Source organism: Cupriavidus basilensis (assembly GCF_008801925.2).
Classification (GTDB): Bacteria; Pseudomonadota; Gammaproteobacteria; order Burkholderiales; family Burkholderiaceae; genus Cupriavidus; species Cupriavidus basilensis.
This window is the reverse complement of the sequence record NZ_CP062803.1, coordinates 822,531-835,417: the sequence shown is the minus strand read 5'-3', so window position 1 is coordinate 835,417 and position 12,887 is coordinate 822,531. Positions and strand designations below refer to the sequence as shown.

Sequence of the window (12,887 nt, the reverse complement as noted above, 5' to 3'; positions counted from 1 at the left end):
CCTGGTCAGCAAACAGCGCCGACCACACCCTGGAAGACACACTTCCAGCAGCCCGGCGAAAAGCGCAGGACCTCCCAGCCCGGCCAGTTCGACCCGCAAGCGGTGCAGCCCGCCGACAAGAAATAGCGTGACAAAGCCCGTGCCGCCATGGCCACGGGCTTTGTACTTTATAGGGGGGGTTGGTTTGTCTGTGCGGCCGGGCTGGTGGCCGGCAGGATGCCTGCTAGGCCACGCTGCGCGCTTCCGCGCGGTCGTGGCCGGCCCAGGTCAGGCGCCACCCGGAGGTAGCGGTCTTGGCGACCAGGCCCGAATCCTGAAGCAGCAGCAAATGGTGGCTGAGCTTGGATGCATCGGCATTGCCCAGTGCCTTGGCGAGCTGGAGATCCGTCATCATCGCCTGGCTGTCAGCGCGCAGTGCCGTCAGCACGCGGTCCGCGAAGGACATGTCACGCCTCATCTTGCACTCCCGGTGTCTCGAACGCCCCGGCGTTCGCCCCTTGATTACTTCTTCTTGCCTGCTGCGCCATCATTGCCGACGCGCGACTGGACGGCACCGAACGGTGCTGCGGGTGCGACCGGCTTCTTGGGTTGCTTGGGCTTCTTGGTTTCGCGATTGCCGCGTAATTGACCTTTGGCCATGGTGTGTCTCCACGAGTGGGTTACTGCATTGCGTGCCGGGCGGCAGATCCAGCATACCCGCTTACTCCAACGTGCAGTGAAATATCGCGCGAGGTGCCTGCGCATGACCGAAGCGGGAAAATCGCCGTCGGCCGCCGGTTGAGAACCACCTGCCATTGCGCCGCCAAGTAAATCGGACGCCACCGGGCAAACAGCGTATGCTCGTTGAAGAAAGGAGATCAACATGTCTCAAAATCATGCGATCTACAAGGGGTTCAAGGTCTCGGCCAATGTACGCCGCTCGTTCGACGAAAGCGCCAACGACGAACTCGCACGGGCGAGCTTTCTGGCCACCGTGACCATCACGCAGGTCAGCGGCGACAGCGGCTCGCTCAGGCTGGTGCCGCCTTTGCTCGAACATGTCGCGCACACGCCGCACGATGCCATCGACCTGGCCGTGTCCTATGCCAGGACCGTCATCGACGACATGTCCACCTTCGTCAAGCGCAAGTAATCCCGCCCCCTCGATTCGCCCGGAATTGCAGTCCATCGCGCGGCCGCCCTGACCGGCCTGGCCGCAGCCACGCCCGGCAAGACTTCCCCACGAAAAAACAGGAGACGACCATGGACCGACAGATCAAGAACAAGGCGGAACTGCGCGCCATGATTCGCGCTGAGCAGCAGAAATTCGCGGAATGCAGCGGCGCCTGCTTCGGCGACGTTTGCTGGCATGCGCCCGACGCGGGCGGCTGCAACTGGAATCTGTCCACCATGGAAGGCGGCGACAGCGCGGCCTGCATCGAGAAGATCCGTCCGTTCACGGCCACACTGCAGGCGCAATACAACATTCCCGACGAGGGGAGGTAAGGCGGCAAGGCGCCTGGGCGCCTGGTACCACTTGGCTTGACTAGTGCCCCAGGCGCTCGATCCGGGCCTTTGCGTTCTCCAGGGCATCCGCCATGGCAAGCTCGCGCGAGCTGAACGCGTTGCCCTGGTTCTCAAAACGGCCATGCGTATCCAGCGTATAGACCCAGTTCCATTGGCCGAAGGTGCGCTGCGTCAGCTCCAGGTTGACGTAGTGGCCCTGATAGAAAAAACTCTCCGGCATCGATCACCTCGCTCAGTTGCGACCTGCCCGGCGTCGGGCACCGGCCTGCCCGGGACACGACGGGTAGCGTCTCGCTGCGCCCGCGCCACCAGGGGCGCTATGTGCAACACCGTGTCTATCGTACGCGCAAATCCGCGGGCGAGCGCCGATTGACGGAAAATGGTATCATTTGCAGTCTTGGCCGTTCGCCGACCCTCTTCTCGTCGGCCCAAACGTGCCGGCCGCCAGACATCATCAAAATATTAACGGCGGCCTGTCGGGCGTACACCCGATTCGTTCAGGGCGACAACCGCCCATCACCCTCCCGACCCGGCGGTATATCCGCTCCGTAACCTGTGCGCATGTACCTGGCGCATCAGCCTGCGCAAGCACGGTCCACTCATCACCAGCTACCTTTCTCGCGCAAACGCGCGAGACCTGCCGTTGCTGGACAACACAAACACGGCGACCGATCGCCAGAAGAGAGCACGCGGCGCACCAAGAGAAGCGCTTAACGTTGCCTCAGATCGTCCGCCCGCATAAGGGCAACACCTTGAATCAAAGCATCAATCGCACCAATAGCATTACCCGCGCCACCCGCGCCAATCCGTACACCGTGTCGGTCTACCCGATACAACAAGAGCCAGGCGTGTGGTTTGCGACCTACCTGATCGCCGAATACAGGAATGGCTCCGAATGCATCGTCGCCAACGTCTCGATGCGCCATGCCACGCATGGCACCGAAGCCCTGGCCAAACAGGCCGCCCGACGCGCGGCCGAGAGCGTCGCTGCCAATATGCGCCTGCAATAAGCCGGCCACACGAAAAGCAACCCGCATGCGTCTCAACCTACTGTGCAGCAGGTCTTGCTGCAAAAGGATCATCCTTGGCTAAAGAAGAACTAGTGGAATTTGGTGGACAAGTATCGGAAGTACTGCCGGACAACCGTTTTCGCGTCATCCTGGAAAATGGTTTCCAGGTATGGGCCTATTCGTCCGGCCGCCTGAAGAAGAACCGCATTCGTATCCTGGCCGGCGATCGCGTCACGCTGGAAATGTCGCCCTACGACCTGACCAAGGGCCGGATCAACTACCGCCACAAGTACTGATACTGGTTGGCCGGATACGCTGCCGCGCCGTCAAGCTGTCGACCCGCGGCCCCTCCCACCCTCTAACGAAAGGAAGAATCATGTCGATCAGCGAAGAATGGGAAGAAATGCACCTGACGCCAGGTGGCTGGGTAGGCGGAAGCTATCGCCACGTGCCGGGACCGGAAGTCACGGTGGAGCGCCCCGCGGATGAAGTGCTTACCGTGCGCAGGCATGTGTGCGCAACCTATTGCGGCCCGTCGCGCGCCACGGAAGACAGGACCCCGCAGACCGAAGACATGGCACTGATCGAATCGCTGCTGGCCCGCTTCGGCAGCCCGGCATTCGGCGTCTAGCCGGTCAGCCCGGACCAGCACGACCTCCCGGGTGCTCCCCGCGCCCGTGCCAGCGCCAGGAAACGCGATGGCTCAGCCAGGAAACCGCATGCGCGGCATGCTGACACCAACGCGCGAGCCAACCGGGCGCAACTCGCCCTCGAAAGGCTGCGCGCCCAGGTCCAGCACGTAGTCTCCTTCGCCAGCCTTGTCATATAGGTTGTCACGAATCGCTTGCCCGATCGCCAGCCGGCACAATGCCTCGAAGCTGTCGACCATTTCGCCCGCCAAGGCTGCCTCGTTGGCCTGAACCCCGAATGAACGCCTGCCGTCACCGACGAAACTGGTGAAGCGCACACCCGTCGGATGACTGGAGTCGAGAAAGCTGACGGCTACATGGTAGGCGATGCCCTTGCCTTGCCCCGGTAGCGTGCAGAGAAAGTTGGATGGTGTGGCAACCTTGTTCATGACGTATGCGCTCGCGGGCCGGCGCAACTGCGCACGGCAGGTTTTGACAGGTAGACCGGCGGGGCGGGCATTGCACGGCGCGGTCCCGTTTCCTCTTGCTTCCCAGTGCCTGACGGCGGCCGGGCCACCCCCACGATACCAGCTGGCAACACCAGCATCACGGCAAGCACGGGCAATGCCGCGCCACCCGGCCAGATTCTGCCGGCGCAGCGTTACAGCGTGGCGACAGACTCCCCGGGAATCAGTCCGTTAATGATATCTTCACCGAACTTCACGGCCCCCCTGCGCGCCGTGCCGATGTTCTCCCAAGGCGTGCTTTCCAGACGGAACACGCGCGTGCGTTCACTGCCGGGCCGATGGCCTTCGCGGCAGATCACCACGGACGCGTTGAAGCTGCGATCCGGCTTGGTCCTCGGCCAGGATTGCGCGGGCTGGATCTTGTACACCAGCGGATAGAGGTCGAAACCCTTGTAGCAGGCGGAAGGCGTATTGTTCATGTAGTGCTCCAGGCGGCTGGATGCCGCGGCTGGCCTTGTGCCGCATCGCTCGCAATGGCCAATGCCCAGGTCCAGTGCGCCAGCACGCGGGCAAGCTAGGGAGCCATCAGGCGATCGACGACAATCACGATCGCGTACCCTGGCTTGTCCTGCTTGCAATGGACGCCAAGGCGTGCGCGCAGATACCGGTCAAGGCTGCGTTGTAGTTGATATAAAGCGCTCTGGTCCGCGTTGCTCAATTGCTCCGCGACGTCGTGCGCCATCTCGATTTCAAGCGCCCTGGCTGGCCAGGTAGCGCTCGTGGCAACAGGGATCTGCCAGTTTGCCGTCACCACGCGTTGCCCTGCCGACCAGACCCTGACGTCTTGCCCGGTGATCTCGTCAAGGACGGGCTTCACGAAGGCAACGAGATCTAGCATGGCGACGCACCGGCGACCGACCGGCGCGCAGTCGGCCGGTCGAACAAGCAGGACATCCCGGGAATCTCGTCAACTGGCGACGAAGCAGCGGTGGCTGGCAGCTCGGCCAAGCCATGGACAAGCGAGGACATGGCAGGCGCGCCTGCGTCATCCTCGTGTAACGACGGACATTGCCGCATATCGCCCTGAGTGTCAGAGCGAGACGACGGATTGCCCGGGAATCGCGCCGTTGATGATGTCCTCGGCGTAACGAACGACACCACGGCGCGCGGCGCCGACGTTGTCCCACGGCACCGTGTCGAGGCGGAACGTGCGGGCCTGCGTGCCTTCGGGCTCGCCACCTTCGCGGCAGATCACGACGGCGGCGTCGAAGGTACGGTCCGGCCTGCGTTCCGGCCAGGTGCGCACCACGGCGTGCTTGTACACGAGAGGGTATAAGTCGAACCCTTTGTAGCTGGCAATCGGATTGACGTCCATGATGCACTCCACAGTTCCACTGAGCCCCACTCTACTCCTATTGAGAGCCGCTCCATGACCTTTATTTTGGCCGAGAGGGCGGGACTGGCGCGGGAGCGGTAGCGGTAGCAGCCTCCGGGACAACCGACGGCGTGGCAGCCGCATTGCCAACGGCCGCGGCGACAGCAACGGGGGACGTGGCGGCGGTGGGAGTAGCGGCGGGGGGAGTCGCGGCGGCGCCAGGCGCGGCCCGCGCGGGCTTTGCCGCCACGGGCTCGGTCAGGGTCAGCAGCATGTCCGCATACCAGGCAGAGTTCAGCCCAAGCACTTCATCCTCCGCCAGGTCGCGCGAGCCGACGTCGAAGCGAGCGGAGTGGATGCCGAGCAGCATCCACGGCAGGTCCAGCTCGTCGCCCCGGCCATCGCGCATGCGCGAGACCACAGGCGCGCCGCTGGTGCCGCGGTGCGTCCTGGCATCGGTCAGGAAAAAACCCTGGCCCTGAAAGCGCAATCCGTACGCGGACGCAACCACGGCCTGGCGCGCAACCGGTAGATGATGGAGCGCGTCATGAAAACCCAGCGGAAATCCGACGATCAACAGGGAGTCGCCCACCTCGACGCGATCGGAAGGCTGCGCCAGATGCTCCGGCGTGAAGGCCCGGTAAAGCAGCTTGGGCGGCAACGCCTTGCGCTCGATCTCCACCACGGCGACATCGACCGGGCCGCCACCGTCCTCGCCTTCGCGCCAGACGGCAAGCCCGTCACGGTACAGCGGAATCGAAAAGCCGATCGAGTCGGCCATGTTTTCCGGCTGGCTGTGCAGTTCGATCTCGATGCGGTCCGGGTGGTGCTTGCTTGGCTCGTCGAACACCACATGGCGGCTGGTCACCACGAAGAGCCGGCCATCGCGCTCGAAGAAGAATCCGCTCGCGTTGGTCAGCGGCTGCTGGCCCTCGAAGGACGAAACCCGGACGGCAGCCAGAAGGATGGATTCGACCATAGGCATGATGTTTTATGCGCTTGCGCACCTCGATGAGTCCCGGTCGGTAAAAAAAAAGCCCCGCTAAGCGGGGCTTTTTTCTAGGCGATTCGAATCGGCTCGATTAGATCGGCTCGATCTTGGTCGCTGCGGGGCCCTTTTGGCCAACGCCTGCGACGTAACGCACTTTCTGGCCTTCTTGCAGCGACTTGAAACCGCCGCCTTGAATTTCCGAGAAATGCGCGAACAGGTCGTTGCCGCCTGCGTCAGGGGTGATGAAGCCGAAGCCCTTGGAGTCGTTGAACCACTTGACGGTACCGGTTTCCATGCTGGATATCCTTTAAACCTTAAAAGTTCTGGATGAGCCTGATGCTCACCAGGCATGACGATCAAGGAAGGAACATGGAGCAAACGAATCGCCGCTTGGAGGTGACGATCCATAACATCTGAGTAACCGCTTGAAAGATCCTGCACCAACCTTTATACAGGCCTGGGATAGGCATGTCAACTTACCGAAGAAAAAAGTGCCTCATTGATGGCGGGCAAGGTCTTTTCCACACTTCGCGCCACACCTCGCGCGCGCTCACGTGCGCGAACAGATACAAGCTCTCGGCGGCGGTTTATAGCAGCATGAACGTGCTACAGTCACCCACCTCCCGCCGCCGGATTCCGCATGTCGCCTTGCCCAGCCTGCCTCGCCATCGACACCAACCGTGGTGGCTCGCCAGGCCATGCGTTGCTCAGGATCACCGACACGCAGCGCATCAAGGTGCCACGCAGCCCTGCGATGACAGTCAGTACCTTTGTGTGCCAGGCCTGCGGCACGGGCTGGACCTACCGCGACGGGAAGAACGTCGATGCGCAGGGCTGGCAGCAGGCGCCGGTGCCGGACCTTCAATGATGCAGGCACGCGCCCGCATCAACACGGCGCCATAGCACCACACCAACAAGGCGGGCGCAACAGGCCCCGCAAGCCCAGTAGCTGGCAATCACCACCACTGCCGCGTCGTTCACGCGAGACAGCGCCGCACTCCCGCGGCGCGCGTCACGCCACGCGGCAACCCTTCAGGAACAGGATGATCCAGCGTATCGGACTATTTTTCACCGTCAGCCTGCTGCGCTTGCTCGCCGCCCTGCCCTATGGCGTTTGCGCCCGCATCGGCATGGGCCTGGGCGCCCTGCTCTATCGCATTCCAAGCCGGCGCCGCAGCGTTGTGCAGACCAACCTGCGGCTTTGCTTTCCCGACCAGAGCGAAGCGCATCGACATGCCCTCGGGCAGGCGCATTTCAGCCACGTGATTCGAAGCTACCTGGAACGCGGCGTGCAATGGTATGGCTGCGCCGGCAAGCTCAATGACCTGGTCGAACTGGAGTCCGCCATCGAACTCGGCAACACCGAGGCCGGCCCGACCATCTTCCTGGGATTCCATTTCGTGGCGATCGAGGCCGGCTGCATGTTCTACTCGATCAAGCATCCGGTGGCCTCGCTCTACTCGAAGATGTCGAACCCGTTGCTGGAACTACTCGCCAAGCGGCAGCGCGGCAGGTTCGGCACCGAGATGATCCCGCGCAATGGCAGCGTGCGCCAGGCCTTGCGCGCGCTCAAGTCGGGCACGCCGCTGATGCTCGCGGCGGACATGGATTTTGGCTTGCGCGATTCGGTATTCGTGCCGTTTTTCAACGTCCCCGCTTGCACGCTCACTTCGGTGTCGCGTCTGGCCGCGCTCAGCGGCGCGCGCGTCGTGCCCTTCACCACCTCTGTCCTGCCTGGCTATCGCGGCTACAAGCTGAAGATATTCGACGCGCTGGCGGGCTACCCCTGCGGCGACGAGAAGGTCGACGCACTGCGCATGAACGCGTTCCTGGAGCAACAGGTCCGCGCCATGCCGGAGCAATACTACTGGGTGCATCGCCGCTTCAAGCACCGCCCCGAGGGCGAAGCCCCTGTCTACTGAGATGCCTGGCGCAGCGCGAGCGCGCCGCTCACTTTCCCTTCAGCCTTCGTAGCCATCCAGGCCCACGCGATAGAGCGTGGCGCCCACCGTCTCCAGCAGCGCACGCGCCGCGTCGGAAAACGGCTCGCTGGCAAGCAGCGCGGCCAGGCCGGCCACGGCGTCGTCCACTGATAGCTCCACCGTGTCGTCGTTGGCGATGCGCTCGAAGGTGCTGATCACTACTGTCGGATCCATCCAGATTCCCCTGCAAAAGTCGAACTCTGCCCCCGGGCCTGATGCCCGGGCTAGCAAGCTGCGCGCATGGTAGCACCCCGGCGCGGCCTCTCAGCGCTTTGGCGGCAAGGCACGCAGGCGGCGATTCACTTCCAGCAGCGTGTCGCAATCGTCGCCTCGGTTGGCGCTGCGCTCGCGGATATAGTCGGTGATGGCCAGCAGCGGACGCTTGCGTTCGTTGCATGTCGCCGGCGCAGGGTGAGCACAAGGCACTTCCACCTCCTTGACCAGGCTGTCGCGCACGATGGCGAGCAGATCCCCGCACTGCGCCACTTCGACCGCAGATGCCGCCTCCGTCTCCTCGGCAAAGGCATGGCCTGCCGGAAAGCCGAACGTCACCGCTGCAAACGCGACAAGACGAAGGCAAAAGTGCCTCCCGGCCACGCGCTTGTCGTGCGCGGCGGATCTACTGAGAATGATGGCGATAGCACTGCATTTTTTACAAAACGCGGCCCGCATGGGTCGGAGAAAGTACAAGATGGCGTGTTCGGCGGGTTCTTGTTCGGTAACGACAGGCCAGGGATCTGACCTGACGGCGTTCACCGCCAGCACGTGACGGCCACGGGCAAAACGGTCTTGCCCTGTCCCCCAAGCAGGATTCATTCCCTCAGCCGCCGCCGCCCGCCCCGCACGCCTTCGGCGTGCGTGCTACCGGCTTGCCGGCAACGCCGCCAGGCCATCCAGCAGCGCCTTGTGGAACGCCGTTGGATCCTGCATCTGCGGCGCGTGGCCCAACTCGGGAAACTCCACCAGCCTGGCGTTCGGCAGCGCCTTCAAGGTGCGCTGCGCCAGCACCGGATAGTTGCCGACCTTCGCGCGGACCTCCGGCGGTGCCGCGTCCTTGGCGATGGCCGTCGTGTCCTTGTCGCCGATCAGCAGCAGGGTTGGCGTCTTCAACGCGCCCAGCTCGTAGACGACCGGCTGCGTGAAGATCATGTCGTAGATCAGCGCGGAGTTCCAGGCCACCTGCTGCTTGCCCGGGCCGCGGTTCATGCCCGCCAGCATCTGCACCCAGGGCTCGTACTCGGGGCGCCATGTGCCGACATAGTAGGTAGCCTGTTCATAGCTGCGTATCTTGTCGGCAGTGGTGGCAAGCTCACGGGCATACCACTGATCCACCGACAAGGACGGCACGCCCAACGCCTTCCAGTCTTCCAGGCCGATCGGGTTGACGAGCGCGAGCCGCTCGGTTTGCTGCGGGTACATCAGCGCATAGCGCATCGCCAGCATGCCGCCCGTGGAATGCCCGATCACCGTCGCCTGCTGGACCCCGATGGATTCCAGCAAGGCGTGGGTGTTGCGCGCCAGTTGCTGGAAACTGTATTGATAGTGCGCCGGCTTGCTGGATTTGCAAAAGCCGATCTGGTCCGGCGCAATGACGCGATAGCCGGCCGCGCTGAGCACCTTGATCGTGTCCCCCCAGGTCGCCGCGCAGAAGTTCTTTCCATGCAGCAAGACCGCGGTGCGGCCGTTGGCGCGCTCCGGCTTGATGTCCATGTAAGCCATCTGCATCGCCTCGCCTTGCGAGGTGAACGCGAACTGCTGGACCGGCGCCGGATAGTGGAAGCCCTCCAGCTCGGGGCCATACGCAGGCCCATCGTCGGCGGCAGCCAGCGCGACGGGCGCGGTGGCAACGGCTGCCACTGTGAGCAAGGCAAGCAGGGATTGGCGATGAAACTTCATGACAGTGGTCTCAACTGGTAAATAGACAGGACGGAAGTCGGCCTCACGCCGCCAGCCGCGCGCGCTCCGGCGGCGCGGCAAAGTCCAGCACCGGCCCCACCGGCACCACGCCGCTCGGATTGATAGAGCGGTGGCTTTCATAGTAGTGCCGCTTGATATGGTCGATATTGACCGTCGCCGCAATCCCCGGCAACTGGTAGATGTCGCGCGTAAAGCCAGACAGGTTCGGATAGTCGGCAATGCGCCGCAGATTGCACTTGAAGTGCCCCACATAGACCGCGTCAAAGCGCACCAGCGTCGTGAACAGGCGGATGTCGGCCTCGGTAAGCGGATCGCCCAGCAGGAAGCGGCGCGTGGCGAGCCGCGCCTCGAGCCAGTCGAGCGTATCGAACAACGGCGTCACCGCCTCTTCATATGCGTCTTGCGTGGTGGCAAAGCCGGACTTGTAGACGCCGTTGTTGAGCGTGTCGTACACCCGCGCGTTGACGTCGTCGATTTCCGCGCGCAGCGCCGCCGGATAGTAGTCGCCCGCCCTGGCGCCAACATCGTCAAAGGCGGTGTTGAACATGCGGATGATCTCCGACGACTCGTTGCTGACGATGGTTCCCCGCTGCTTGTCCCACAGCACCGGCACGGTGACGCGCCCGGTGTAATCGGGATCGGCGCCAGTGTAGACCTGGTGCAGGAGCCGCGCGCCGTTGACCGTGTCCGGCACGACGCCCGGGCCCTCGGCGAACGTCCATCCCTCGCCGAGCATCAGCCAGTGCACCGTGGAGACGCTGATCATCCCCTCCAGCCCCTTGAGCGCGCGCATGATCAGCGTGCGGTGCGCCCACGGGCAGGCCAGGCTCACGTACAGGTGATAGCGCCCGGCCTCGGCCTTGAAGCCGCCGGTGCCGCTCTGGCCGGCGGCGCCGTCGGGCGTCACCCAGTTGCGAAAGGCCGCGTCCTTGCGAACGAAGCGGCCGCCGGTGGATGCCGTGTCGTACCAGCGGTCTTGCCATTTGCCGTTGACGAGCAGTCCCATGTCGATACTCCTTTTTTTGATGCGGTAAGGTAGGCGTCTTTAGTCGGCGCTTACGGGTTGCGACGGCGTGTTGATGAACTGAACGATAGCCGGAATGGCCTGCCCCGGCGCTTCTTCCATCAGCCAGTGCCCTGAGCCCTTGACGATCACGCCTTGCACATGGGTGGCGACGAGGCGTGCCTGGTCGATCAGGAAATTGCCCGAGGCCTTCTCGCCCGCCAGCACCAGCATGGGCATCGGCAGCGGGTGCTTTGCCAGCGCCGCGAAGTCTTCGGCATCCTGCGGGAACGCACGGAAGAACTCGAATCCCGCGCGCATCCGGCCCGGCCTGGCGTAGTTGGCAGCATAGATCCGGCGATCTGCCTCCGGCACCGAGTGCTTCGGGTCAGCGGCGAAATCGTTCCAGAAGTGTTCAAAGTAGGTACGCTCGCGGCCCTTTACCAGCTTTTCCGGCGTATCGCCATAGAAGTTGAAGTGCCACTTGTCGCGCAGCAGCCAGACCTTTTGCCAGTCGCCCACGCCGGGCAGGAACGCATCCATCAGCGTCACGCTTTCCACTTCGTCCGGGTATTGCGCAGCGTAAGCATAGGCGACCATCAAGCCGATATCGTGGCCGACAATATTGATCTTGCGGTAGCCCAGAGCCTGGACCATGGCGTGAATGTCCTGCGCCAGGTTCTTCTTTTCGTAGCCCGACGCCGTCATCGCCGAGTCGCCCGCGCCGCGCAGGTCCGGTGCGATCACGGTACGCTTGTCGCCAAGCTTCGCCATCAGCGGCAGCCACATATGGCTGGATTCCGCGTAGCCATGCAATAACACGACAGGCGTGCCGCCGCCGCGCCCGGATTGCAGGTAATGCAAGGCGATGCCGTTCGCCTTGATCGTATGAGAGACGACGGCAGCGGCAGCGCCCGCGGCTTCGGCGCGCGGCGCAAGCGAGGCGAGCGCGCCGAACACCAGCAATACGGCGCCGGCATACCTTGCGATGCGATGAATAAGAGCCATGACTTTTCTCCGATGACAGTGCCATGGCTGGACGCATTGTCCTGGCCGACGGCGCTTGCAAACAAAGGGGTTTCGGGAATCGGGTGATGCACTGTGACGAATATTGCGCCGGCACACATGTTTTGCCGTACGATCTTCCCGATGAACTCGTTCGACGGAGTTGAACATGTTGTCAGAAGACGAACTGGCCTTGCTGGAAGCCATCCGGGACAGCGGCAGCCTCTCGCGCGCCGCGGCACGCCTGGGCAAGGCGCCATCGACCGTCTCCCACGCCGCCCGGCAACTAGAGGGCCGCTTTGACGCCCTGCTGTTCGACCGCCGCCGCTACCGCCTGCAACTCACCCCCGCCGGCCACGTGCTGGCCGAAGAGGCCGCGCGCCTGATGCAGGACGTGTCGCGCATGACCCAGCGCGTGCGGCAGGTGGCCAGCGGCTGGGAAGATCGACTGTGGATCGTCACGGATGAAGTGCTCGAGTTCGAATTGCTGATGCCGGTGATCCGCAGCTTCGATGCGCTCAAATCCGGCGTGGCGCTGCGCCTGACCCACGAAGTCCTCAGCGGCACCTGGGAAGCGCTGCGCGACGGCCGCGCCGATGTGATCGTCGGCGCGACCAATGAGCCACCCACCATCCCCGGCCTGCGCTGGTTCGAGCTCGGCGTGGTCGAATGGGTCTTTGCGGTGGCGCCGCGCCACCCGCTTGCCAGCGCAGCCGAGCCGCTCACGCGCCAGCGCATCTCGGCGCACCGGGGCGTGGCCGTGGCCGTCTTGAGCCCGCTCGGAATTTCGCCTTCCCGTTTCTGTCCGTTCCCCCGCGCCAGGTAGAGCGCGCGGGGTTCGATGCCACCACTGGGTACCGCAGGCGCGTTGACCTCCACCGACCACTGCTTCTCCGGGTCTGCGTTGACATACGCCACCTTGCCTCCCGCGGCAGTGATGCCCTTGAGCACAAGATGCGCGAAGCCGCCAAGCAGAGTCACCCCGGCCTTGCCCAGCAAGCT

General features: G+C 63.8%; 21 protein-coding genes and 1 pseudogene. 8 read left to right on the top strand and 14 right to left on the bottom strand.

Annotation, left to right across the window (positions count from 1 at the left end; all coding sequences use genetic code 11):
• Nucleotides 1-223 precede the first annotated feature (223 nt).
• Both F7R26_RS03805 and F7R26_RS03800 read right to left on the bottom strand, forming a co-directional pair.
• Nucleotides 224-445, bottom strand: a complete 222-nt coding sequence (locus F7R26_RS03805; protein WP_043344159.1) for a hypothetical protein — start codon at nt 443-445, stop codon at nt 224-226.
• 56 nt (nt 446-501) lie between these two features.
• On the bottom strand, nt 502-639 hold the full coding sequence (locus tag F7R26_RS03800) for a hypothetical protein (RefSeq protein WP_006157962.1): 138 nt from the start codon (nt 637-639) through the stop codon (nt 502-504).
• 223 nt (nt 640-862) lie between these two features.
• Between F7R26_RS03800 and F7R26_RS03795 the strand changes: the two genes are divergently transcribed.
• Nucleotides 863-1,132, top strand: a complete 270-nt coding sequence (locus F7R26_RS03795; RefSeq protein ID WP_150988675.1) for a GTP cyclohydrolase — start codon at nt 863-865, stop codon at nt 1,130-1,132.
• A gap of 110 nt (nt 1,133-1,242) precedes the next feature.
• On the top strand, nt 1,243-1,485 hold the full coding sequence (locus tag F7R26_RS03790) for a hypothetical protein (RefSeq protein WP_150988678.1): 243 nt from the start codon (nt 1,243-1,245) through the stop codon (nt 1,483-1,485).
• Between the two features lie 40 nt (nt 1,486-1,525).
• Here F7R26_RS03790 and F7R26_RS03785 read toward each other — a convergent pair whose 3' ends face one another.
• Nucleotides 1,526-1,726: a hypothetical protein gene (locus F7R26_RS03785; RefSeq protein WP_150988681.1), complete on the bottom strand. Its 201-nt coding sequence runs from the start codon at nt 1,724-1,726 to the stop codon at nt 1,526-1,528.
• Nucleotides 1,727-2,258: 532 nt separating this feature from the next.
• On the opposite strand from F7R26_RS03785, the gene F7R26_RS03780 reads away from it, so the two are divergent.
• The 3 genes from F7R26_RS03780 to F7R26_RS03770 all read left to right on the top strand — a co-directional run bounded on the left by F7R26_RS03780 (nt 2,259) and on the right by F7R26_RS03770 (nt 3,147).
• Nucleotides 2,259-2,516 carry an isochorismatase gene (locus F7R26_RS03780; protein WP_416351303.1) on the top strand — a complete coding sequence of 86 codons (258 nt, stop codon included), beginning with the start codon at nt 2,259-2,261 and terminating at the stop codon, nt 2,514-2,516.
• Nucleotides 2,517-2,590: 74 nt separating this feature from the next.
• Entirely contained in the window at nt 2,591-2,812 is a 222-nt protein-coding gene (gene infA / locus F7R26_RS03775; protein ID WP_006157957.1) for a translation initiation factor IF-1, read from the top strand.
• Nucleotides 2,813-2,892: 80 nt separating this feature from the next.
• A complete protein-coding gene (locus tag F7R26_RS03770) occupies nt 2,893-3,147 on the top strand; it encodes a translation initiation factor 1 (protein ID WP_150988684.1) in 255 nt (84 codons plus the stop codon).
• Nucleotides 3,148-3,219: 72 nt separating this feature from the next.
• On the opposite strand, the gene F7R26_RS03765 is transcribed toward F7R26_RS03770, so the two are convergent.
• The 6 genes from F7R26_RS03765 to F7R26_RS03740 form a co-directional block, all read right to left on the bottom strand.
• The gene (locus tag F7R26_RS03765) at nt 3,220-3,594 is read right to left on the bottom strand and encodes a hypothetical protein (protein WP_150988687.1); all 375 of its coding nucleotides are present in this window, start codon (nt 3,592-3,594) and stop codon (nt 3,220-3,222) included.
• Nucleotides 3,595-3,806: 212 nt separating this feature from the next.
• Nucleotides 3,807-4,091 carry a hypothetical protein gene (locus F7R26_RS03760; RefSeq protein ID WP_150988690.1) on the bottom strand — a complete coding sequence of 95 codons (285 nt, stop codon included), beginning with the start codon at nt 4,089-4,091 and terminating at the stop codon, nt 3,807-3,809.
• A gap of 95 nt (nt 4,092-4,186) precedes the next feature.
• Complete coding sequence (locus F7R26_RS03755) at nt 4,187-4,510, bottom strand: hypothetical protein (protein WP_150988694.1); 324 nt, start codon at nt 4,508-4,510, stop codon at nt 4,187-4,189.
• Nucleotides 4,511-4,702: 192 nt separating this feature from the next.
• The gene (locus F7R26_RS03750) at nt 4,703-4,987 is read right to left on the bottom strand and encodes a hypothetical protein (protein WP_043344135.1); all 285 of its coding nucleotides are present in this window, start codon (nt 4,985-4,987) and stop codon (nt 4,703-4,705) included.
• A gap of 61 nt (nt 4,988-5,048) precedes the next feature.
• Nucleotides 5,049-5,972 (bottom strand): S1 family peptidase, encoded by a 924-nt coding sequence (locus tag F7R26_RS03745; protein WP_338404694.1) that lies wholly within the window; start codon nt 5,970-5,972, stop codon nt 5,049-5,051.
• Between the two features lie 97 nt (nt 5,973-6,069).
• Nucleotides 6,070-6,273, bottom strand: a complete 204-nt coding sequence (locus F7R26_RS03740; protein WP_006157950.1) for a cold-shock protein — start codon at nt 6,271-6,273, stop codon at nt 6,070-6,072.
• Between the two features lie 345 nt (nt 6,274-6,618).
• Between F7R26_RS03740 and F7R26_RS03735 the strand changes: the two genes are divergently transcribed.
• Together F7R26_RS03735 and F7R26_RS03730 are read left to right on the top strand one after the other, a co-directional pair.
• Nucleotides 6,619-6,846 (top strand): hypothetical protein, encoded by a 228-nt coding sequence (locus F7R26_RS03735; protein WP_150988697.1) that lies wholly within the window; start codon nt 6,619-6,621, stop codon nt 6,844-6,846.
• A 175-nt stretch (nt 6,847-7,021) separates the two neighbouring features.
• Nucleotides 7,022-7,900 carry a lipid A biosynthesis lauroyl acyltransferase gene (locus tag F7R26_RS03730; protein WP_150988700.1) on the top strand — a complete coding sequence of 293 codons (879 nt, stop codon included), beginning with the start codon at nt 7,022-7,024 and terminating at the stop codon, nt 7,898-7,900.
• A gap of 39 nt (nt 7,901-7,939) precedes the next feature.
• Here the strand turns inward: F7R26_RS03730 and F7R26_RS03725 are convergent, their stop codons facing one another.
• From F7R26_RS03725 to F7R26_RS03705, 5 genes are all read right to left on the bottom strand, one after another.
• The gene (locus tag F7R26_RS03725) at nt 7,940-8,134 is read right to left on the bottom strand and encodes a hypothetical protein (RefSeq protein ID WP_043344120.1); all 195 of its coding nucleotides are present in this window, start codon (nt 8,132-8,134) and stop codon (nt 7,940-7,942) included.
• A gap of 90 nt (nt 8,135-8,224) precedes the next feature.
• Nucleotides 8,225-8,725 (bottom strand): hypothetical protein, encoded by a 501-nt coding sequence (locus tag F7R26_RS03720; RefSeq protein WP_150988704.1) that lies wholly within the window; start codon nt 8,723-8,725, stop codon nt 8,225-8,227.
• A 96-nt stretch (nt 8,726-8,821) separates the two neighbouring features.
• Nucleotides 8,822-9,856: an alpha/beta fold hydrolase gene (locus F7R26_RS03715; RefSeq protein WP_150988708.1), complete on the bottom strand. Its 1,035-nt coding sequence runs from the start codon at nt 9,854-9,856 to the stop codon at nt 8,822-8,824.
• A 43-nt stretch (nt 9,857-9,899) separates the two neighbouring features.
• Nucleotides 9,900-10,883, bottom strand: a complete 984-nt coding sequence (locus tag F7R26_RS03710; protein WP_150988711.1) for a glutathione S-transferase family protein — start codon at nt 10,881-10,883, stop codon at nt 9,900-9,902.
• Between the two features lie 39 nt (nt 10,884-10,922).
• A complete protein-coding gene (locus F7R26_RS03705) occupies nt 10,923-11,888 on the bottom strand; it encodes an alpha/beta fold hydrolase (protein ID WP_150988714.1) in 966 nt (321 codons plus the stop codon).
• 166 nt (nt 11,889-12,054) lie between these two features.
• Between F7R26_RS03705 and F7R26_RS03700 the strand changes: the two are divergent.
• A pseudogene (locus F7R26_RS03700) lies at nt 12,055-12,651 on the top strand (LysR family transcriptional regulator); the annotation flags it as partial.
• Nucleotides 12,652-12,887 lie beyond the last annotated feature (236 nt).